The following is a 19,402-nucleotide window of genomic DNA, read 5'->3' as shown; positions in this document are numbered from 1 at the left end:
GGAACCATGTCATGCGCCCGGCCCGCCGCCGTCAGGCGGGTTTGCGGGCCTCGATGAGGTACCGCGTGGTGGTGGCCGTGAAGGACCCGTGCTCCTGGATGTGCCGGTGCATGCTCTTCAGCTTGTCCATGTACTGCTCCACAGTGAAGCCGGGGACCATCCAGATCACCTTGCGCAGGAAGTACACCACGGCCCCCACGTCGAAGAACTCCGTGGCCAGCGACTGGGGGCGCAGCTGGACGATCTGAAGCCCTGCGGCCTCGGCGCCGGCCCGGGCCAGATCGGGGTGCCGTCCGTGGCGGGTGGCCTCGCTCTGCGGCCCGAGGAAGAACTCCACCACCTCGAACACGCTCGCCGGGCCCACCTGCTGGGAGAAGTAGGTGCCGCCGGGTTCCAGCACCCGGGCAATTTCGTCCCACCACACCGTGACGGGGTGCCGGCTTGTCACCAGATCGAACGCGCCGTCGGCAAAGGGCAGCGGCGGGGCATCCTCATCGGCCACCACCGCCACGCCGCGTGGGTGAAGCAAGGCCGTCGCCTTGGCGATGTTGGGCGGCCATCCTTCGGTGGCGACCATCAGGGGCGGGAACTCCTTTGCACCGGCGAGGACTTCGCCGCCGCCCGTCTGCAGGTCAAGGGCGGCCCGGGCGCGGGCCAGGCGCAGCGCCATCTGCTGCTGGTAGCCCCAGGAGGGGCGCTGCTCGGTGGCCCGGCCGTCCAGCCAGGAGAAATCCCAGCCATCCACGGAGGCGGCGTTGGCGTCGTCGATGAGCTGGTCAAAGGTTTTGGGCATGCCGTCGAGCCTAGCCCAATACCGCCGCAGCCGGCCGCTGGGCTATGGCCGGTTTCCCTGCCGTGGTGGAGAATGCAACCAGCAGCACCCCCGGACCGGGAGGACGTCTCATGCGCATTGTGGTCATCGGTGCCACCGGGCACATTGGCAGCTACCTCGTGCCGCGGCTGGCGGCCGCCGGGCACCATGTGGTGGCGCTCAGCCGAGGACGCCGGGGCCCCTACCATCCGGATCCGGCCTGGGACGGCGTGGAACGCATCGCCGTGGACCGGGCCGCCGAGGATGCCGCAGGTGTCTTCGGCGCGAGGGTCGCCGCCCTGGAGCCGGACGCCGTCGTCGATCTCCTCTGTTTCACCGAAGATTCCGCCAGGGAATTGGTGGCGGCACTGCACGGAACCGGCGCCATGCTGCTCTCCTGCGGCACCATCTGGGTCCACGGCCATGCCACGGAGGTGCCCGCCACCGAGGACGCCCCGCGGAATGCCTTTGACGACTATGGCATGGCGAAGGCGGCCATCGAGTCCTATCTGCTGGAGCAGTCCAACGCCGGCGGGGTCCCAGCCGTCGTTCTCCACCCCGGCCACATCTGCGGTCCGGGCTGGCCGGTGGTGAACCCCGTGGGCAATTTCGACCTGTCCGTCTGGGAGCGCCTCGCCGCCGGGGAGCCGGTGGTGGTGCCGATGCTGGGATTGGAAACCGTCCACCACGTCCACGCCGACGACGTCGCCCAGGCCTTCCACCGCGCCCTGTTGGCACCGGCCGCCATCGGCCAGAGCTTCCACACCACCAGCGAGCGGGCCCTCACGCTCCGCGGCTTTGCCGAGGCGGTGGCGGGGTGGTTCGGCCGCGGTGCGGTGCTGGCATTCGCCCCGTTCCAACGATTTGAGGACAGCACGACGGCGGAGCATGCCGCCGCCAGCCTGGACCATGTGGCGCACAGCCCATCGATGAGCATCGCCAAGGCGCATGCCATCCTCGGCTATGAACCGCGCTACACCTCGCTGGCCGCCGTCGCCGAGTCCGTGCGCTGGCTGGCCGCCAATGGCCGGATCAAGGTTCCGACGGCGGAGTTCGGTCCGCCGGTGCCACCGGTGTCGGTAGTGCCCGACGGCGATTGGTTCGAACCCTAGGCAGCCCGGGCCGCCGTCGCCGGCACTTCCGCCAATGGCCGCACCGGCCGACAATGGAGGCAGGAGATTCCGGCCACCCGGCCCAGTTCATCGGAGCACCACCGACACCGGAGAGGCAAGCGCCATGGAGACCGAGTACACGCCCGTACCCTTCGAGAGCGGACCCGTGCTGGTGGGGCTGATGCCGGGGCAGGGCAGGGACGTGGTGGTCCGGGCCGCCGAGTTGGCAGCGACTCTGGGGGTGCCATTGCTTGGTGCCTTTGTCGATCCGAGCAGCTATCTGCTGGAGTGGACTCCTGGCGGGCATGTCGACCCCCTTTCGCTGGCCCCCACGCTTGATCCCGACGACGAAGCGGTCCAGGATGCCAAGGATCTGGAGGACCTCCTCTCGCGGGTGGCCCTGGAGCATGGGGTGGAAGCCTCGTTCCGTGTGGTGGCCGGCGACCGGGCCATGGCCATCGGCCGGCTGGCGGAGGCCGTGGGCGCAGCGGTGATAGTGGTGGGCACCCGGCGGCCCGGACTGGCGGCCAGGGCCGAAGAGATGGTGGGCGGTTCCGTGGTGCACAAGCTCACCACCACCCAGCACACGCCTGTACTGGCCATTCCGGGCGTGGTCCACAAGCCGCACCACGGCTAGGCACACAACAGCCCGCGGCCGGGGGAAATCCTGTGCCGCACCCTCTTGACGAACGTCTGGAACAGGACCATGGTTAAGTAATCAACAAAATGGTTGATAAACGAAAAGGTTGATTAATGCCAGATGCAGCAGCCCGGGGGAGTGATGCCCAGCTCGACAGGGCATTCCTTGCCCTGGCAGATCCCGTGCGGCGCGGACTCATTGCACGATTGTCGCGGGGCCCGGCCACGGTGAACGAGTTGGCGGAACCCTTCGCCATCACCAAACAGGCGGTGTCCAAGCACATCCATGTGTTGGAGGCCGCCGGGCTCATTACCCGCAGCCGGGACGGGGCACGCAGGCCGTGCCACCTGGCCCCGGCGGCACTGGAAGAACTCACGGCATGGATCGACAGCTACCGGCTCGTGGCGGAGGCACAGTTCAGGAGACTGGACACCTTGCTTGCGGCCATGGATCCGGAACCCAGAAAAGAGGCAGGGCAATGAGCACCAAGAACTCACTCACCATCACCGCCGAGCCGGGCGTCCCCTTCATCGACACCGTCCGCGAGTTGGATGCACCGCTGGACGCCGTCTACCGCGCCTACACCGATCCGGCGCTGATCACCCAGTGGATGGGGCCGCGGAACCTGGCCATGGAGATTGTGGAGTTCGATCCCCGGGCGGGCGGCCGCTGGAACTACATCCACCGCGATCCCGAAGGCAATGCCTTTGGCTTCAAGGGCGTCTTCCACTCCATCACGCCGGGGGAGCAGATGCTGCAGACCTTTGAGTTCGACGGCTACCCGGGGCATGTGAGCCTGGAGCGCGTCACCTTCGAGGATCTGGGCGGCCGCACCAAGGTGAGCACGCACGCCGTCTACCAAACCGTTGAAGACCGCGACGGCATGGTCGCCTCCGGCATGGAGGGCGGCATGGCCGAGGGCTACGACCGCATGGAGGAACTGCTGGCCGGTGTGGCCAGCGGCGCGTAGACCGTCCGCGGAACCTTGACACCCCCGCGGACGCGGACCACACTGGCGCCATGGGCGCACTAGAGAACCGCGTCCGCGGCACGGCACCCGAGTCCGCGAGCACCGGTCCCATCACACGCGAGGAACTCCAGCTTGCTTCGCGCAACCACGCGGCCCCGCTGGAGTCGCTCCGCTGGCCGATCACCCCGCCCGGAATGCACTACCTGCTGGTCCACTTCGATGTTCCCCAGCTGGATCCCTTCGACTGGCGGCTCTCGGTGGGCGGCGCCGTCGGAATCCGCCTGAAACTGACCCTGGGTGAACTGATGGTCCGCCCGAGCCGGACCATCACCGTCACCATGGAGTGCGCCGGCAACGGGCGCTCGCGGTTGGATCCGCGGCCCATCAGCCAACCCTGGGATCTGGGGGCCTTCGGGACGGCGGAATGGACGGGCACACCGTTGGCGCCGCTGCTGGCGGAAGCGGAACTGGCCGACGACGCCGTCGAACTGGTCTTCACCGGCGCGGACCAGGGCGTGCAGGGCGGGGTGGCGCAGCATTACCAGCGCAGCCTCAGCATCGACGACGCCCTCGGCAACGATGTACTGCTGGCCTATGAAATGAATGGGCGGCCGCTGCCCCCGGCCCACGGCTTCCCGCTGCGGCTGCTGGTTCCGGGCTGGTACGGCATGGCCAGCGTCAAGTGGCTGCGCTCCATTGAAGCGGTGCGGACGCCCTTCCTGGGCTACCAGCAGGCCATCGCCTACCGCTACCAGCATGACGACGGCGATCCGGGCACCCCTGTACAGCGGATCCGCGTGCGCTCGCTGCTGGCCCCACCCGGCGTGCCGGACTTTCTGACGCGCAACCGGCTGCTGGAAGCCGGGCCGGTGATGCTCAGGGGCAGGGCGTGGTCGGGCAGCGCGCCCGTGGCCCGGGTGGACGTCGCCGTCGACGGCGGCTGGGCCAGGGCGCAGCTGGAACCGTCCATTGGACCGCGGGCCTGGCATGGGTTCAGCTTCCCGTGGGTTGCAACCCCGGGCGTCCACTCGCTGGCGTGCCGGGCCTGGGACGCGTCGGGCGCATCGCAGCCGTTGGAGCCGGAGTGGAACGCCCAGGGCATGGGCAACACCGCCGTCCAACGCTTCGACGTGGAGGTCGTGGCGGCGGGGTCCCTGGGCTGAGCGGCGCCGCCCGCCACTGCACCAGTCCTGCGGGCTAGGCGTCCTCGTCGGCGCCTTCGGCCGGATCCTGCGAGTGCATCCGGATCTCGGGGAGGTCGGCGCCGTCCGTTCCTTCGGCCGCTTCCTCACTGTGTTCGCGGATGTGTTCCTCGTGTGCTGGAACGCTGGTCATTGGGTCCCCTTCGGCTCGTCATGCCGGGCCGCTGCTTCGGCGGCCCGTTCTTCCATTCTGCGCCTTCCAAGCCGGTCCGTCACGGCCCCTGGCGTGCCCCTGAGGCAGGTCTATTCTGAGGTCATGGCGACTAACGGCGGTGCCCTCCCTGCGACGGTGGTTGTGGATCTGGACCAGGTCCACGGCGGCATGCTGGAAGAGGTGGGCGGCAAGGCCGCCAACCTCGGCGAGATGCTGCGGGGCCGGTTCCCCGTGCCAGCGGGATTCTGCGTAACCACCGGGGCCTATCGGCTGGCGGCGGGGGACGTGGGGCTGGGGGAGGTGGCCCAGGCGATCGCCAAAGCTTCGGGTGCGGAGCGCGAGGAGTTGGCGGCCAGGGCCCGCACCCTGCTCGCCGGTGCCACCATCCCCGAGTCCGCAGCCGTCGAGATCCGCTCCGCCTACTCGGCCCTATCCGGCACCAGCGCCGCCAGCCGGAACGGCACTACCGGCGCGGTCGACGGCGTCGACGCCCCGGGGTGGGATGCTCCGGTGGCCGTGCGGTCCTCGGCCACGGCGGAGGATCTGCCCTTCGCCAGTTTTGCCGGCCAACAGGACAGCTTCCTCCAGGTGGTCGGGATTGATGCCGTCCTGGATGCTGTGCGCCGATGCTGGGCCTCGCTCTGGACGGACCGCGCCGTCGCCTACCGTGCAACCAATGGCATTGACGGGGCCAGTGCGGCACTGGCGGTGGTCGTCCAGCTGATGGTCCCCGCCGATGTGGCCGGCGTGTTGTTCACCGCCAATCCCGTGACGGGGACCAGGGGGCAGCTGGTCATCGATGCCAGCCCGGGTCTGGGCGAGGCCGTCGTCTCCGGCATGGTGGATCCAGACCACATTGTGGCCGACGGCGGCAGTGGGCGCATCCTCTCCAGCACCGTGGGGCGTCGGCAATGGGAGGTGCGGCCGAGGCCGGGCGGCGGCACCGAGCGGCTCAGCGGTGCCTCGGACCCGGCGTCCCTGTGCCTAGGGACCTCACACATCCAGGGACTCGCGGCGTTGGCGCGGCGGCTCGAGGCACACTTCGGCGCGCCGCAGGATGCCGAATGGGCCCTGGACGCGGACGGAAGGCTGTGGCTCACCCAGACCCGTGCCATCACCACGCTCTACCCGCTGCCGGCCCGCCGCGATGATGCACCGGCAGATCAGGTCCGCGCCTACTTTTGCTTCAGCCTGGCCCAGGGGCTCACCCGCCCGCTGACGCCCATGGGTTTGGCGGGCATGAAACTGCTGGGCGCCTCGATCGCCGCCCATGCGGGCTTTTCCGTACCGGAGCCCCTTGACGGCCCGTCACCCTTCATGGTGGCCGGCGGCCGCGTCTACATCGATGCCACCACTGTGGTGCGCAGTGAGGTGGGCCGGGTGCTGGCCCCCAAGGTGCTGGGTGTCATGGAGGCGCGCTCCGCCGTCGTCCTCCGGCGGCTCTTCGAGGACGAGCGCTTTTCCATCACCACCCGCTCTGCGCTCCCGCTGCTGCGGCGGGTGGGCCGGATTGCCGCAGCCTACCGGGTGCCGGCGGGGCTGGCCCGGGTGGTGCTCCGCCCGCAGGCTGCGCTGGAGAATGCGCTCGCCTTTGAAGGGAAGCTCCGGGCGCGCTTGGCGACCGGCCGGCCGTCCCCCGATGACGGACCGGGCCTTTTGGCGCGTGCCCGGCAGGTCTTCGAGCAGGATGTCTTTCCGGTGCTGCCCTCGATTCTTCCGGCACCGGCCGGGGGATTCGCCATGGCCGGGCTGGCCCAGCGGCTGCTGCGCGGCATCGCCGAGCCCGGCGAGCTGCAGGCGGTGATGCGCGGGCTGCCCAACAATGCCACCACCGAGATGGACCTCCAGCTGTGGAGCCTTGCCGCCGATGTTCGGGACGGACCCGACGCCGACGCCGTCAAGAACCTGCTGGCCGGCACGCCCGCGGCCGACCTCGCACGAGCGTATCTGGAAGGTGGGCTGCCCGCCTCATTGCAGAGCGGGTTGTCCGCCTTCCTGGGCCAATACGGCCACCGTGCCGTGGGGGAGATCGACGTCGGTCTGCCGCGCTGGTCCGAGGATCCCGGACACATTCTGGGTGTGCTGGCCGGCTACCTGGCCCTGGGCCCCGGCGATGCGCCCGAGGCAAAGTTTGCCGAGTCGGCGCGGGCGGGCGAGGCGATGGCCGCGGAACTGGTGGCCCGGGCCCGGCGGAAGGGTCCGCTGCCGGCGGCGGTGGCCAAGGGCGCGCTGCGCCGGGCCCGGCTGCTCGGCGGGCTGCGCGAGCAGCCCAAGTACCTGCTGATTGTGGCGTTCGATGCGGCACGGCGCGACCTGCTGCGCGCCGGAGTTCTGCTGGCCGAACGGGGCATCCTGGCGGCGGCTGAGGACATCTTCTTCCTGGGCTTTGCCGAGGCCGGCGCCGGATTCGGCCCTCCCGCGGATGGCGGCGCCGCACTGAGGGAGCTGGTTCAGGAGCGGCAGGCCGAGTACGCCCGGGAGCTGCGCCGGCGGCACATTCCCCGGGTACTGCTCTCCGATGGCACCGAACCAGAGGCGGTTCCCGGGACAGGCAGCGATGCGGCACAGACCGAGCCGGGGCAGCTGCGGGGGACTCCGGCGTCGGCCGGAACAGTGTCCGGCACGGCCCGCGTCATCCTGGACCCCGTGGGTGCGCGGCTGGAACCGGGGGAGATCCTGGTGGCGCCATCGACGGACCCGGGGTGGACCCCCTTGTTTCTGACGGCCGGTGGTCTGGTGATGGAAATGGGCGGTGCCAACTCCCATGGCGCAGTGGTGGCGCGTGAATACGGCATCCCCGCCGTGGTGGGGGTGCCGGATGCGACGTCGTTGATCGACACGGGGCGCCACATGGACGTTGACGGCGGCGCCGGCACGGTGCGCCTGGCGGACTAGCGCAGTGTGCCGCCGTCGTCGGCTGCAGCCCCGATGGCGGCGCGTTCGGCCGTCCTGAACGCCTCTTCCAGACGTTCGACGGCCGCGCCGTAGGCGGGCGCGGCGCCGGGGTTCTGGATCCTGGTGCCCGGGCGAAGTCTGGCCGCCTCGGCCATCGCCCGGACCAGGGCGGAAGTTTCAGGTACGCGGACATCCGACATGGCGGGGAAGTCGATGCACCTGCCGACGTCGAGTTCATAGGTGTGCCAGCGGGATATCACCGCGTCGTGCCGGGCGGCCAGGGCGTGCAGCACCGTCGACTCGGCTGCGAGCAGTCCGGCCTGCCGGGAACGCCTGTCGTGGCGACGCAGAAGCAGGAGAGTGGCTACGGAAACCAGAGCGCCCCACGCGAGGAGCACTGGCACGGTTCCTGGGTTGTTGGCGGCGGCCGGCAGGATGGCCGGGGCCAGCGCGCAGAGGCCTGCGAAGCCAAACCAGAAGGCTCCGTCCATGTCGTGCCGCCGGACACCCTTGACTGCCACGGCCCACACCGTCAGGGCCGTGACCGCCGCAACTGCCGTGAACTCCAGCATCTCGGGTCCTTCCACTACGTCCATTGCAGGCCCTTTTTCGGGCGCGGTCAAGACGCATAGAGGCCTTTGGCACCAAGGTGTCAAAGGCCTCCTTCACGGTGGTTGCGGCGCTGTGCCGGCGGTGGCTACTTGGCCGCCGTGGCCTGCGCCAGCTGGGCCAGGCCCTTTTCAAAGTCCTTGCCCACCATCTTGTCCATGTTCATGAAGAGGGCGAAGATCTTGGCGATGCCCTTGCTCTCGCCGGTCATGGTCCACGTCACGCGGGTGCCGGAGCCCTCGGGCGTGAAGGTGAAGACGGTGGGGTTGACGGCCTTGAACGGCTTGGTGAATTCCAGCCGGATACTGATCGAATCGGGCTCTGACACCTTGACGATCTCCATGTTTCCGGACCCCGCCTTGCTGTTGCCGGACCAGGCATACTTGGCGCCGACGCCGGACTGCGAACCGGAATAGGTGCGGTCCATGTTGGGGTCGACGGTTTCCCACGGCGACCACTTGGTCCACTCGTGGAAGTTGTTGACGAGCGCGAAAAGTTCGGTGGCGGGTGCCGGGATCAGTGCATTGCGAGTGACTGTGTAGGAAGACATGCGCTTATCATATGGCCGGTGGCGGACATTGGCTCTTGGCTGTGGACGGCTTAACGGATGGGGATGATGCGTAGCTGCGCGGCGCCGACGTGCTGATCATGAACGAGATCGGCTTGGGCTCGCCTTTGGTGGGCAGGGTCTGGCCGCTGTGAATGACTGGATGCGAGCCCACGAGGTCCGGACCATCGTCCGCACTTTGGCGGCCGCCGGCGCGGAAATCTGCGGCGGCGCCTCCGTTGCGGCGGTTGAAGAGTTCCGACAGGCGTCCCACAGACTCACCGGGAACGGGTGACATCCCCCACGGTGAGGGCCGCCGGTGGAGCGTTAGACGCCGGCCTTGATCAGGAGGGCGTCAACCATCATGAAGAACGTGGCGCGGTGGTCGGCAGCCGCCGGGCCGGTCATGTACTGCAGGGCCGCGCCGTCGTAGATCATCAAAAAGGAGCGCACCAGCGTATCGATGCCCAGCAGGCACCCGCCGCCGCCGCCCTGGGCTGCGGAGGAGAAGATGCTTCCCAGCTCCGCTTCATAGGCGGGGTAGATTTTCGCGGCCAGCGGGCTGGTGGCGGCGTTGCGGGTGGCCCACAGGATGAGTTCGATCTCGGCCAGCAGGCTCGCGGGCTCCTCCTCCAGGGCCCGCCAGTAGCCTTCGGCGACCTGTTCCACGGCCCTGCGGAGCCCTGCATGGACCGGGACGTCGTGGGAAAAGCGGTTCAGGTTCTTCAACCAGGCTTCGGCGGCCGCGTCCATGAGCTCGTCCTTGTTGCTGAAGCAATAGTGTGCCGTGGCCAGGGGGGCATTGGCTTCCTTGGCGATGGCCCGCATCGTCACCGACTGGACGCCTTCTCGCCTCATGAGTTCCACGGTTGCTGAAATCAGTTGTTCTTTTCGTTCAATTGCGGGTATCCGCATGGCCCACTTCCCCCAGTCTCCTGCCGTCGGCCCGATAGGGACAGCTGCTTACATGCTAGCGGCAGCCTTAAATCAACCATGAAGGAAAACTTAATTGGCTGTCGGTGGTGGACGAATTCTTCGTCCACCACCGACAGCCACCCCGCGCCACGGGATCTAACTCATTTCTGGCCGGGTCACCCCTTGGCGCCAGCCGCGCTGTCGCCGCTTCGCGCTGTCGCCACACCCGCGATGGAACCCATGGCCGGCTCTTCCGCCGGGGTGAGAACGGAGGCGTAGTCATGCTGGCTCAAGTAGGTCAAGAAGCCCACGTGGCCCTCGTATCGGCCCAGGACGTCGTCAATCACTTGCTGGTGGGTTACGCCCATCAGGTCGTACCCCTCGGAACCGGTCTGCGCGAAGACTTCCGCGCGGTAGTAGACCTCAGGCTTGGAAGTCACCCGCCCACCAAACCTTGGCACCGGAGCTTCAACCGCCTCGACCTGGTATAGGAAGTCGCGATGGTCCGGAATAGGAACCGCCAGTGAGTAACTGGAAATACCGGTGGATTCGTTCGGGATGATGTCCAGGGAGGCGTGGTAACCCTGCTTGGCGAATTCCTCGACTAGCTCGGCCAGGGCCGGCTGCACGGTGTGTTCCATGAACTGGGCCAGTTCCTTCTTTGCGGGGTACGACCGAATCCCGGCCAACCTCTGACGCCAGGTGCGGTCCGGCACGTGGCCGGCGTGCACGGCCGATTGCTGACGACGCAGAAACTGTCCCAGACGTTCGGCCCGCTCCGTCCGCAGCGCCTTTGCGAAGGAAGCCATCACCAGCCAGGCGATGATCGTCACCGGCAGGGCGAAGATCAGTGTGGCGTGCTCCATGGTGCTCACGCCGCCTGCCACCAGCATCGCAATGGTGAGCAGCGCGGTGAGCACGGCCCAGAAGATTCGCAGCCATTTGGCGCCGTCCTGCGACGCATTCCGGATGGTGGAGGAGAAGTTGGACATCATCATGGCACCCGAGTTGGCGCTGGTGAGGTAAAAGAGCATGCCGGACAACGTGCCCAATCCGATCAGGAAAGAGGCCCCGGGGAACATTTCCAGCAGTGCGTACCAGCCACGTTCCGGGCTGTCTATGGCGAGTTGGGCGAACTCGGTGTTGCCGCCGAGGACCTCGTGCATGGCGCTGTTGCCGAAGATGCTCACTACCAGGAAATCGCACAGCACGGGGGCAGTGATCGCAGCGATGACGAACTCGCGCAGCGTCCTGCCGCGGGAGATGCGTGCGAGGAACAGCCCAACGAACGGGCCCCAGGCAAGCCAGAAGGCCCAGAAGAACAGGGTCCAGCCGGCCATCCAATCCGAACCGCCCGCATCGTAGGCAAACGTCTCCAGGGTGCGGCCGGGCAAGGTAACGGCAAAGCGGCCAATGTTCTCCACGAGGGCATTGAGCAGGAACGAAGTCTGACCGGTCACGAGAATGTACAGCAGCAAGGCCGCGGCAACCCAGATGTTCAGCTCAGCGATCCAACGGATTCCTTTGTCAACGCCGGACGTACACGCGGCGATGGTCAGCACGACGGCGACAATCACCAGCGCGATCTGCAGGGCCAGGCCCTGCTCCAGACCAAAAATTATGGAGAAGCCAATGTCCAGCAAAACCACGCCTATTCCCATTGCCGTGGCCACGCCGAAGACAGTGCCCACCAAGGTGACGATGTCGATCGCATCACCGACGCCACCCTTGACGCGCTTGCCCAGCAGCGGATACAGGGCCGCCCTGATCGACAGCGGCATGCCCCACCGGTAGGCGAAGTACCCCATGGCCATCCCGAGGAGCGCATACATGGCCCAGCCAGCCACTCCGTAGTGGAACATGGTCCACACCACTGCATCCTGGGCGGCGGCCGCCGTTTGGCCTTCCCCTGCCGGGGGATGCATATATTGGGTGATGGGCCCCGTTACGGAGTAGAACAGCATGTCGATTCCCACACCGCAGGCGAACAGCTGGGCCACCCATGTGAAGAGCTTGTACTGCGGCCGGGAGTGGTCCGGGCCCATCCGGACCGAACCCACTTTGGACAGCGCAACCCACAGCACAAAACCGATCACTACAGTGACGGTGAGGACGTAGAACCAGCCGAGATTCTGCGCAATCCAGCCCGTCACCGTTGTCATGGTGGTTTCCGCGTTGGCAGGCATCACCATCGCCCAGATCGAGAAGGCGATAACGATGACTGCAGCGCTGATGAATACGCGCCAGTTAACCTTGGGTCCGCTGTCCTTGGTGAGATTGGGGGGTTGCGTGACAGGGGCTTTGTCGATGGTGGTGCTCAAGGGTCCAACTCCAATTTTTGGTCCAAGCTGCATGAAGCACAGCACGTCATTGTGGTGTTCGCGAACTTTCCTGGGTGGTCAACCATAGAGCCCGGTGCCGAGGCTGCCCTCGGCACCGGAGCGTACAACCGGTTGCCCTCAGCAACAGAGGGCCCAAAGGGTTCCCCTTGTACCAGAGTATCCAACCGATTGCCGCCAGGAGTCGGATTCACCTGTAGTTTTGGGGCGTGGGCATATCCGTCAAAACCTTCTGGAAAGTGCTGCGATTATTGCCTCCCCCAAGGCTGGTCCCGGCAGTTCACTCGACTGCGCTAGGTATGCCCCACGCCAAGGCCGTAGGACCGAGCTGGCGATTCCCAGCAAGTGCCTGGTGCCGAGGGCATGGACGCGGTGTGCATGGCGGGTCTTACGGGGCGAAGGTGCGGTCGCCGGCGAAGAAGCCCAGGGCGTAGTCACGGGTCTCAAACTTGACCGTGGTGCCCTTGGGGAAGAACAGCACGTCGCGTTCCTTGGCGTGCGTCACTTCTCCAGTGGTCTGGTCGGTGAGGATGAATTCACCCTGCACGACAACCTTCATCTCGTCGTAGGTGTACGTGTACACCAGCGGCTCGGAGGCCTTCAGTTCGAAGAATCCGGCGCACATGACCGATCCTTCGGGGTTGTGCAGGGAGTCGCCGATGGCCGCGATCGTGCCGGGCTCGTTCATCGACGGCAGGCCGATGTAGCCGCCTTCAACCTTGTGGATGGATCCGGCCTTGCTCAGTGTTCCTACGAGGGTGGTTTCCATGGTCTCTCCTGTGAATATCGTTGGGAAATGATTCATCGTGGGCGTAGTTGCCGTTTCAGCGGTCCTGGTCAGAAGATCACGTACAGCTTGCGCAGAGTCTCGTGCAGATCCCAGTCACCGCTCCAACCCCGGGGGATGAAGATCGTGTCTCCGGGACCTACGAACTCGGGCTCGCCGCCGTCCGGGGTGATTGTCATCGAGCCCGAAAGAACATGTACAAATTCGTTGGTTTCAAGGACCCAACGGGAGGGCCCTGCGGTGCATTCCCAGATGCCAGAGTCAGTGCCGTTCTCGTCTGTCCACAGGTAGCGTCCACGAGTGTCCATCTGCTGTCCGGTTGCTTCAGGACAAGGGCCCCAATCGTCCAGATCTGTAATGTTTACTGCATCGCGGATAAGTTGAGCGGAGATGCTGGCTGTCTTCTGGGCCATTGTTTTTCCTTTCGTGTGCACTATCGGTTGCTTCTGCCGATGGTGGATTTTGTTTTAGTTGCGCACCGGTTGTCGTAGGGCCGCTTCACCGGCCACGCCATGGGCGGCTTGGTCTACCTGTTGGCTGGCCAACGGCCAAGGCATCGTCAAGGTCACGTCGACAAGAGGGCAAGGCTCCCAGGGGACGCAGGCAACGAGTGTTCTTGAGCGCGGTTGGGAGGAGCAAGGATGGACCTCGTGCCCTGGCGGAGATATGTCAGGGCTCAGAGTTCGAAGTAGCGGAAGGAGTGCGACTCCAGGCCATGGGGGTTGGGGCCGTAGATGGTGACCATGCGTGCGTAGTCCGGCGCCCAGTATCGGCCGGTTCGTCCGGGGTTGACCCGTGCCGAATCGCCCGGCTTCAGAATGACTGTCTTGCCTTCGGTCTGGATATGGAGTTCGCCTTCCAGCACGAAGTTCGTCTCGGTGTGGGGGTGGAAGTCCTCCCAGCCACAGGCCCGAAGATCCCACTCCGAGAGGATGAAGTCGTCCCATGCCCCTACAGGGAGGGCGTTGATGAACATGCAGCGCAGCCGCGGCCATTCGTCCTTCATGAGAGGCAGGGATGTCGCCGGCCAGAAATCGATCTCTTCACCCGTCGTCAGTGACGGGGACTCTGTGCTGGTGGTGGCCATAGTTTTAACCGTTCCTTCAGTGGGCATCTGCGTGGAGGCATGCCCGGGTAAATTCACATGACCTTGCCTCGGCGTGATGCAGGTCACGAAACTGCCAATACATTGACATGAACCAATGTTCATGTCAATTGTTCGTGTTGTCATATTAGGCAGGATCGTGCACGCAGAAGCCCACCCAAAAGGGTGGTTTAAACCATTCCGTATGAGCGTTGCCCCTACCCGCAAATGATAGGAAGGTAGACGGCAGGCCCATCTCCGGTGGGGTCATAATCATGAAACGGTAGGAACGCACGTCCATCCGCAGCACCCGGACACTGGCCCTCGATCGGTTCCGACGGGTGCACGGGTACAACAACCAGGGCCAGTATTCCGCCCTTGGAAACCAGACCCTAGAGGAATGGGTGCAAACCCAATGTCCGGGAAACCGGCTCGTCACCCGATGATGCCGCCCATAAGACGACGGCATGATTCCTGGGATGCTTCTCTGTTTGTCAAGCTGCCGATTGGGGCGGGTTTTTTTGACAGAGTCCGCTGGAATTATCTGACGATGCAGCACTTGATGTTCCGCATGATTTCTCGTTTGTTACGTCCCTCGGGGGTCCAACAGCGATGCGTCCCAGGCGGACAATTGTCCTGCGGAAGCCAACCTGCGCATGTCAGCCGGCCACGATGCCGAGCAGCCACCAGATGGATCCGGCCACGGAAGCGGCGATGACGACCGCGAAGCCGGCGAGCCAGAGGAAGGACGGCACGCCGGTGGAGCGGGCCAAGAGGTAGGCGTCGGAGCTGGCCAGTTCGCTCCGACGCCGGGTGTGGACCGAAACCACCTTGAACCAATCCCGCACCGAGCCGACCAGCAGTGCAGTCCCCAGCCCCAGCCCGACGTAGCTGACGGTGGTGGCATCTGCGAACAGCACCAGCAGCTGGGCGATGAGGGCCGAGCCCAGGGCGACGGCGATGCCGGTGAAGTTCCGCAGGAAGACCAGTGACACGAGCAGCACGACGGCGCCGGACGACAGCGCTGCGCCGGACCACCCTGCGCTGGCGGCCCAGACCAGGGCGGCGCCGACGACGGCGGGGGCCGGGTAGCCCCAGAAACCAGACCAGACGGCGCCCGCACCACGGCGGCCGCTGCTGACCAGCTGGCCGGAGTGGTTGAGCCCGATGCGCAGTCCATGCACGACGCGGCCGGTCATGAGGGCGGCAAAGGCATGGCCGAGTTCATGGACGAACGTCACGTACAGCCCAAACCAGCGCCAGGTGGCCAGCGGAACGCTGAGCACCACGGCGGCGGCAACAATCGCCGCGAGCACCACCAGCGGGACGTGCAGGTCGCTGCCGCGGGCGAACCCATCCAGCAGGGACTGCCACCAGTGCTGGGCCACGGCCCCTGCATCGACGTCGGCAGGGGCCACGGAGTGCAGTGCTGGGGATATCACTGGGGAAGCTTACGGCAAAAGCCTGAGGGCGGGTTCCAGGAAGCCGCCTAGTCCTCCGGAGGGAAGGCCACGCCCTCGCCCACCACGCGCAGGAACAATTCCGTGCCGGGTTTGGCGATGGACGCGTTCCAGTGGCGGATGGTGATGACTTCGCCTCCGGCTGTGTGGCGCAGTCCGTTGGCGCCGGTGCGCCCGGCCAGGGTGGGGTTGTCGGCCAACCTGATCCGGACCATGGTTTCGGGGCCGAAGTAGTCCGTTTGCAGCACGACGCCGCTGATCGGGCCGTCGGCGGCGATGCGGATCTGTTCGGGGCGCAGCATCAACTGCACCCGGCCCTGGACGGGCGGGCGCCGCACGGGGATGCCGCCAAGGGCGCAGGTGGCCAGCGAGCCCTCCATCCAGGCATCCAGAATGACGGCGTCGCCCAGGAACTCGGCGGTGGGCCTGTCCACCGGGCGGGTGTAGACCACAAAGGGATTGCCCACCTGGACCAGCCTGCCGCCGCGCATGATGGCCACCTGGTCGGCGAAGGACAGCGCTTCGGACTGGTCGTGGGTGACCAGGATGGTGGTGATGCCGGCCTCCTTGAGGACTGACGCCACCGCGCGCCGCGTGGCCACACGGAGCCCGGCGTCCAGGGCCGAGAACGGCTCATCGAGGAGCATCAACTCTGGCTCCCGGGCCAGGGCCCTGGCCAGAGCGACGCGTTGCTGCTGCCCGCCGGACAGCTGGTGCGGGCGGCGCTTGGCCATGGACGGATCCAGGGACACCATTTCCAAGAGCTCGGCCACGCGGGTCTTTTCGGCGCGGCGTCCGCCGTCGCGCCGTGCCCCCTCCAGCCCGAAGGCGACGTTCTGCCCCACGCTCAGGTGGGGGAAGAGGGCGCCGTCCTGGGCCACGTAGCCCACCTGGCGCTTGTGGGCCGGGACCCACTGGTCCGCCCCGGCAACGGTGGATCCATTCACATCGATGCGTCCGGCGTCGGGGTGCTCGAAGCCGGCGATGAGCCGCAGCAGCGTCGTCTTGCCTGAACCGGAAGGGCCCACGATGGCGGTGGTGCCGCCCTTGAGCACGGACAGGTTCACGCCCTTGAGCACCGGCTGGGAGCCGAAGCTCTTGGCCACATCCGCGATGTCCAGATGTCCGGCCGGGGCCGCCGCTGCAGTGGTCCGCAGGCCCACCACCGGCGAGGTCTTCTCAATCATTGTCCGGCTACTCTCTTTGACTGCTGGAACAGCAGGTAGGTCATGGGTGCGGAGAGGACGATCATCAACAGGGCGTACGGTGCCGCACCCACGTAATCGATCTCGCTGCTCTTGCTCCAGAATTCGGTGGCCAGCGTGCTGGTGCCATTGGGGGACAGCAGCAGGGTGGCCGTCAGCTCGTTGATGATCGCCAGGAACACCAGTGCCGCACCACCTGCGGCGGCGGGCGCCGTCAGCCGCAGTGTCACCTTGACGAAGGCCGTCAGCGGAGACTTGCCCAGAGCCTGCGCCGCCTCGTCCAGCTCCTTGGGGGCCTGCGAAAGTCCGGCCCGGATGTTGACCAGGGCACGCGGCAGGAAGAGGAGCACATAGGCGGCGATCACCATGCCGGCCGTTTGATAGGTGCCCGGCACCACGCGCAGGCCAATGGTGACGAAGGCCAGGCCGACGACGATCCCGGGCATGGAGCTGGTGATGTAGTTGGAGAGCTCCAGCGTCTTGGAGAACCAGCTGGGGTGCCGCACGGCCAGATAGGCCATGGGGAACCCGACGACGATTGTCGCCAGCGCTCCGGCGGCGCCATAGCCAAGGCTCTGCAGGAGCGCGGGGACAAACTCTGCGGCGTCCCACACCTCGGTCCCTCCTGCGGCAACCCAGCGGAGCACGGACCACAATGGGATGCCCACGGCCAAGGTAGACAGCGCGGCGAGGAACAGCTGTCCCGGCATCTGGTACCAGCCCAGATCCAGGCGCATGGCCTTGGCCTGGGCCCCGGAGCCGATGCGGGCATAGCGGGCCGTGCCGCGGGAGCGGACCTCGGCCAACAGCAGGATCAGGCAGAAGAGCACCAAAACGCTGGCCAGCATGTTGCCGGCGGAGCCGTTGAAGGTGGATTGGAACTGCACCATGATCGCCGTCGTGAAGGTGTCGAAGCGGATCATGGCGAACGCGCCGTACTCGGCCAGCAGGTGCAAGGACACCAGCAGCGCACCTCCGGAGAGCGCCACCCGCAATTGGGGGAGCACCACTCGGAAGAACACGGCCCACGGCCCCAGCCCCAGGGACGCGGCGGACTGTTCGATGGCCGGGTCGAGGCGCCCCAGTGTGGCCGCCGCCGGGATGTACACCAGTGGGAAGTAGGAGAGGGTTGCGATCAGCACACCCGAGAACAGGCCGGCCAGCGACGGCACAGCGGACACCCAGGCGTAGCTGTTGACGAAGGCGGGAATCGCCAGCGGGGCGGCAAGCACCACGGCCCAGACGCGGTGTCCACGCAGCTTGGTGCGCTCCACCAGCCAGGCCCCGCCCACACCCAGCACCAGGCACAGGGGGACAGTGAACACAATCAACAGAATCGTGTTCAGCAGCAGTTCGCCCACGCGGGGGCGGAAGATGAGTCCGACGGCGGTGTCCCACCCCGTGGTGATGGTCATGTAGACCACGTAGCCCAGGGGCAGCAGCGCAAACAGGGCAATGAGGACGGCAATCAACGAGATGGCGGAAACGCCGAAAGGCGGGCGAGGGCGCTTGCCCTTGCCCGCCGTCGTCGTGCCCCCCGGACTGCGGGGGGCCGATAGATCAGTTGTCACAGAATTACAGCAGTCCTGCCTTGGTCATCAGCTCGGTGACCTTTGCGGAGTTCAGCTTGGCCGGGTCGACAACCGGAGCCTGAAGATCCTTGATCGGCACCAGCTTGGCGTTGGCATCAACGTCCGATGCAATGGCGTACTCGAAGGAGGTGCCGTTCTTGAGGACTTCCTGGCCGGTCTTGCCGGTGATGAACTTGATGAAGGCCTGGGCTGCAGCAGCATTCTTGGAGGACTTCAGCACACCGCCACCGGAGATGGACACAAACGCGCCCGGATCCTGGTTCTTGAAGAAGTACGGCGTGACGTTCTTGGAGTTCTCGCCGGTCTTGGCCTGGTCGCCGTAGTAGTAGTAGTGGTAGATCAGTGCGGCGGGGATTTCACCGGCGTTGACGGCCTTCATGGCGGTGCTGTTGCCCTTGTAGGCCGTGAAGTTCTCCTTCATGCCCTTCAGCCACTCTTCGGTGGCGGCCTCGCCCTTGAGCTCGAGCAGTGCTGCCACGATGGCCTGGAAGTCGGCGCCGGTGGGTGATGCAGCCCACTTGCCCTTCCACTCCGGCTTGGCCAGGTCCAGCATGGACTTCGGCAGGTCGGCTTCGCTCAGCTTGGCCTTGTCGTAGACCAGCACGGTCGAACGGGCGGCGATGCCGGTCCACTTGCCCGTGGAGGGGCGGAACTCGGCCGGAACCTGGGCGATGGTGTCCTTGTCGACGTCGGCGAAGAGGCCGGCGTTCTCAACCTGCGCCATTGCAGGGGAGTTTTCGGTGAGGAACACATCGGCAGGGGAGGCTGCGCCCTCGGCAACGATCTGGTTCGACAGCTCGGTGTCGGAGCCCTGGCGCAGGGTGACCTTGACGCCGGTCTCCTTGGTGAAGGCGTCGACCCATTCCTGGGTCAGGCTCTCGTGCTGGGCGTTGTAGACCGTGATCTCGCCGGCGACCTTTGCCTCGGCGGATGCGGGTGCAGAGCTGGTGGCGGCGGGGGTGGCGGTGGAGCCACAGGCGGCCAGGCCGAGGGCGGCGGTGGCGGCGAGGGCGATGCCGGCCAGCGCATTCTTGCGGATCTTCATGGGGGCTTCCTTCTGACACAGAACAAGGGGGAGTC

19 protein-coding genes are annotated in these 19,402 nt (G+C 66.4%); 6 read left to right on the top strand and 13 right to left on the bottom strand.

Going from position 1 to position 19,402, the window contains the following annotated elements:
* Nucleotides 1-31 precede the first annotated feature (31 nt).
* Nucleotides 32-793: a class I SAM-dependent methyltransferase gene (locus K254_RS0109720; protein ID WP_026555194.1), complete on the bottom strand. Its 762-nt coding sequence runs from the start codon at nt 791-793 to the stop codon at nt 32-34.
* 110 nt (nt 794-903) lie between these two features.
* On the opposite strand from K254_RS0109720, the gene K254_RS22700 reads away from it, so the two are divergent.
* The 5 genes from K254_RS22700 to K254_RS0109695 all read left to right on the top strand — a co-directional run bounded on the left by K254_RS22700 (nt 904) and on the right by K254_RS0109695 (nt 4,696).
* Nucleotides 904-1,923, top strand: coding sequence for an NAD-dependent epimerase/dehydratase family protein (locus tag K254_RS22700; RefSeq protein ID WP_051389031.1), 1,020 nt, complete (start codon nt 904-906; stop codon nt 1,921-1,923).
* 124 nt (nt 1,924-2,047) lie between these two features.
* A complete protein-coding gene (locus K254_RS0109710; protein WP_026555193.1) occupies nt 2,048-2,560 on the top strand; it encodes a universal stress protein in 513 nt (170 codons plus the stop codon).
* Between the two features lie 116 nt (nt 2,561-2,676).
* Entirely contained in the window at nt 2,677-3,045 is a 369-nt protein-coding gene (locus K254_RS0109705; protein ID WP_026555192.1) for an ArsR/SmtB family transcription factor, read from the top strand.
* Entirely contained in the window at nt 3,042-3,533 is a 492-nt protein-coding gene (locus K254_RS0109700; RefSeq protein ID WP_026555191.1) for an SRPBCC family protein, read from the top strand. The genes K254_RS0109705 and K254_RS0109700 overlap by 4 nt, the downstream gene beginning before the upstream one ends.
* A 50-nt stretch (nt 3,534-3,583) precedes the next feature.
* Nucleotides 3,584-4,696, top strand: a complete 1,113-nt coding sequence (locus K254_RS0109695) for a sulfite oxidase (RefSeq protein ID WP_026555190.1) — start codon at nt 3,584-3,586, stop codon at nt 4,694-4,696.
* Between the two features lie 34 nt (nt 4,697-4,730).
* On the opposite strand, the gene K254_RS25935 is transcribed toward K254_RS0109695, so the two are convergent.
* On the bottom strand, nt 4,731-4,868 hold the full coding sequence (locus tag K254_RS25935) for a hypothetical protein (RefSeq protein WP_196810904.1): 138 nt from the start codon (nt 4,866-4,868) through the stop codon (nt 4,731-4,733).
* A gap of 123 nt (nt 4,869-4,991) precedes the next feature.
* Between K254_RS25935 and K254_RS0109685 the strand changes: the two genes are divergently transcribed.
* Nucleotides 4,992-7,784 (top strand): PEP/pyruvate-binding domain-containing protein, encoded by a 2,793-nt coding sequence (locus tag K254_RS0109685; RefSeq protein WP_026555189.1) that lies wholly within the window; start codon nt 4,992-4,994, stop codon nt 7,782-7,784.
* Here K254_RS0109685 and K254_RS24815 read toward each other — a convergent pair.
* The 11 genes from K254_RS24815 to K254_RS0109625 all read right to left on the bottom strand — a co-directional run bounded on the left by K254_RS24815 (nt 7,781) and on the right by K254_RS0109625 (nt 19,367).
* Nucleotides 7,781-8,380, bottom strand: a complete 600-nt coding sequence (locus K254_RS24815) for a hypothetical protein (RefSeq protein ID WP_155848494.1) — start codon at nt 8,378-8,380, stop codon at nt 7,781-7,783. The genes K254_RS0109685 and K254_RS24815 overlap by 4 nt on opposite strands.
* 101 nt (nt 8,381-8,481) lie before the next feature.
* On the bottom strand, nt 8,482-8,943 hold the full coding sequence (locus K254_RS0109675) for an SRPBCC family protein (RefSeq protein WP_026555188.1): 462 nt from the start codon (nt 8,941-8,943) through the stop codon (nt 8,482-8,484).
* A 324-nt stretch (nt 8,944-9,267) separates the two neighbouring features.
* Nucleotides 9,268-9,855: a TetR/AcrR family transcriptional regulator gene (locus K254_RS0109665; protein WP_081709996.1), complete on the bottom strand. Its 588-nt coding sequence runs from the start codon at nt 9,853-9,855 to the stop codon at nt 9,268-9,270.
* 176 nt (nt 9,856-10,031) lie between these two features.
* Complete coding sequence (betT, locus tag K254_RS22690) at nt 10,032-12,176, bottom strand: choline BCCT transporter BetT (protein ID WP_331271232.1); 2,145 nt, start codon at nt 12,174-12,176, stop codon at nt 10,032-10,034.
* Nucleotides 12,177-12,582: 406 nt separating this feature from the next.
* Nucleotides 12,583-12,963, bottom strand: coding sequence for a cupin domain-containing protein (locus tag K254_RS0109655; RefSeq protein ID WP_051389029.1), 381 nt, complete (start codon nt 12,961-12,963; stop codon nt 12,583-12,585).
* A gap of 68 nt (nt 12,964-13,031) precedes the next feature.
* Nucleotides 13,032-13,394 (bottom strand): cupin domain-containing protein, encoded by a 363-nt coding sequence (locus K254_RS22685; RefSeq protein WP_026555185.1) that lies wholly within the window; start codon nt 13,392-13,394, stop codon nt 13,032-13,034.
* A gap of 263 nt (nt 13,395-13,657) precedes the next feature.
* Nucleotides 13,658-14,068 carry a cupin domain-containing protein gene (locus K254_RS0109645; RefSeq protein ID WP_231391805.1) on the bottom strand — a complete coding sequence of 137 codons (411 nt, stop codon included), beginning with the start codon at nt 14,066-14,068 and terminating at the stop codon, nt 13,658-13,660.
* Nucleotides 14,069-14,724: 656 nt separating this feature from the next.
* Nucleotides 14,725-15,507 (bottom strand): M50 family metallopeptidase, encoded by a 783-nt coding sequence (locus tag K254_RS0109640; protein ID WP_231391804.1) that lies wholly within the window; start codon nt 15,505-15,507, stop codon nt 14,725-14,727.
* Nucleotides 15,508-15,554: 47 nt separating this feature from the next.
* Entirely contained in the window at nt 15,555-16,712 is a 1,158-nt protein-coding gene (locus K254_RS0109635) for an ABC transporter ATP-binding protein (RefSeq protein ID WP_081709995.1), read from the bottom strand.
* Nucleotides 16,709-18,301 (bottom strand): ABC transporter permease, encoded by a 1,593-nt coding sequence (locus tag K254_RS0109630; RefSeq protein WP_026555181.1) that lies wholly within the window; start codon nt 18,299-18,301, stop codon nt 16,709-16,711. The genes K254_RS0109635 and K254_RS0109630 overlap by 4 nt, the downstream gene beginning before the upstream one ends.
* 4 nt (nt 18,302-18,305) lie before the next feature.
* Nucleotides 18,306-19,367: an iron ABC transporter substrate-binding protein gene (locus K254_RS0109625; RefSeq protein ID WP_026555180.1), complete on the bottom strand. Its 1,062-nt coding sequence runs from the start codon at nt 19,365-19,367 to the stop codon at nt 18,306-18,308.
* Between the last annotated feature and the right edge of the window lie 35 nt (nt 19,368-19,402).

Origin of the sequence: Arthrobacter sp. 35W, from assembly GCF_000482545.1 — a bacterium.
GTDB lineage: Bacteria > Actinomycetota > Actinomycetes > Actinomycetales > Micrococcaceae > Specibacter.
Note: the sequence above shows the minus strand (reverse complement) of the source record. Positions and strands in the feature narration are given on the sequence as shown.

Excerpts from the sequence above, each read along its gene's own strand:
- K254_RS0109720 (WP_026555194.1), bottom strand. The coding sequence starts at position 793 with ATGCCCAAAACCTTTGACCAGCTCATCGACGACGCCAACGCCGCCTCC.
- K254_RS22700 (WP_051389031.1), top strand. The coding sequence starts at position 904 with ATGCGCATTGTGGTCATCGGTGCCACCGGGCACATTGGCAGCTACCTC.
- K254_RS0109710 (WP_026555193.1), top strand. The coding sequence starts at position 2,048 with ATGGAGACCGAGTACACGCCCGTACCCTTCGAGAGCGGACCCGTGCTG.
- K254_RS0109705 (WP_026555192.1), top strand. The coding sequence starts at position 2,677 with ATGCCAGATGCAGCAGCCCGGGGGAGTGATGCCCAGCTCGACAGGGCA.
- K254_RS0109700 (WP_026555191.1), top strand. The coding sequence starts at position 3,042 with ATGAGCACCAAGAACTCACTCACCATCACCGCCGAGCCGGGCGTCCCC.
- K254_RS0109695 (WP_026555190.1), top strand. The coding sequence starts at position 3,584 with ATGGGCGCACTAGAGAACCGCGTCCGCGGCACGGCACCCGAGTCCGCG.
- K254_RS25935 (WP_196810904.1), bottom strand. The coding sequence starts at position 4,868 with ATGACCAGCGTTCCAGCACACGAGGAACACATCCGCGAACACAGTGAG.
- K254_RS0109685 (WP_026555189.1), top strand. The coding sequence starts at position 4,992 with ATGGCGACTAACGGCGGTGCCCTCCCTGCGACGGTGGTTGTGGATCTG.
- K254_RS24815 (WP_155848494.1), bottom strand. The coding sequence starts at position 8,380 with ATGGACGTAGTGGAAGGACCCGAGATGCTGGAGTTCACGGCAGTTGCG.
- K254_RS0109675 (WP_026555188.1), bottom strand. The coding sequence starts at position 8,943 with ATGTCTTCCTACACAGTCACTCGCAATGCACTGATCCCGGCACCCGCC.
- K254_RS0109665 (WP_081709996.1), bottom strand. The coding sequence starts at position 9,855 with ATGCGGATACCCGCAATTGAACGAAAAGAACAACTGATTTCAGCAACC.
- K254_RS0109655 (WP_051389029.1), bottom strand. The coding sequence starts at position 12,963 with ATGGAAACCACCCTCGTAGGAACACTGAGCAAGGCCGGATCCATCCAC.
- K254_RS22685 (WP_026555185.1), bottom strand. The coding sequence starts at position 13,394 with ATGGCCCAGAAGACAGCCAGCATCTCCGCTCAACTTATCCGCGATGCA.
- K254_RS0109645 (WP_231391805.1), bottom strand. The coding sequence starts at position 14,068 with ATGGCCACCACCAGCACAGAGTCCCCGTCACTGACGACGGGTGAAGAG.
- K254_RS0109635 (WP_081709995.1), bottom strand. The coding sequence starts at position 16,712 with ATGATTGAGAAGACCTCGCCGGTGGTGGGCCTGCGGACCACTGCAGCG.
- K254_RS0109625 (WP_026555180.1), bottom strand. The coding sequence starts at position 19,367 with ATGAAGATCCGCAAGAATGCGCTGGCCGGCATCGCCCTCGCCGCCACC.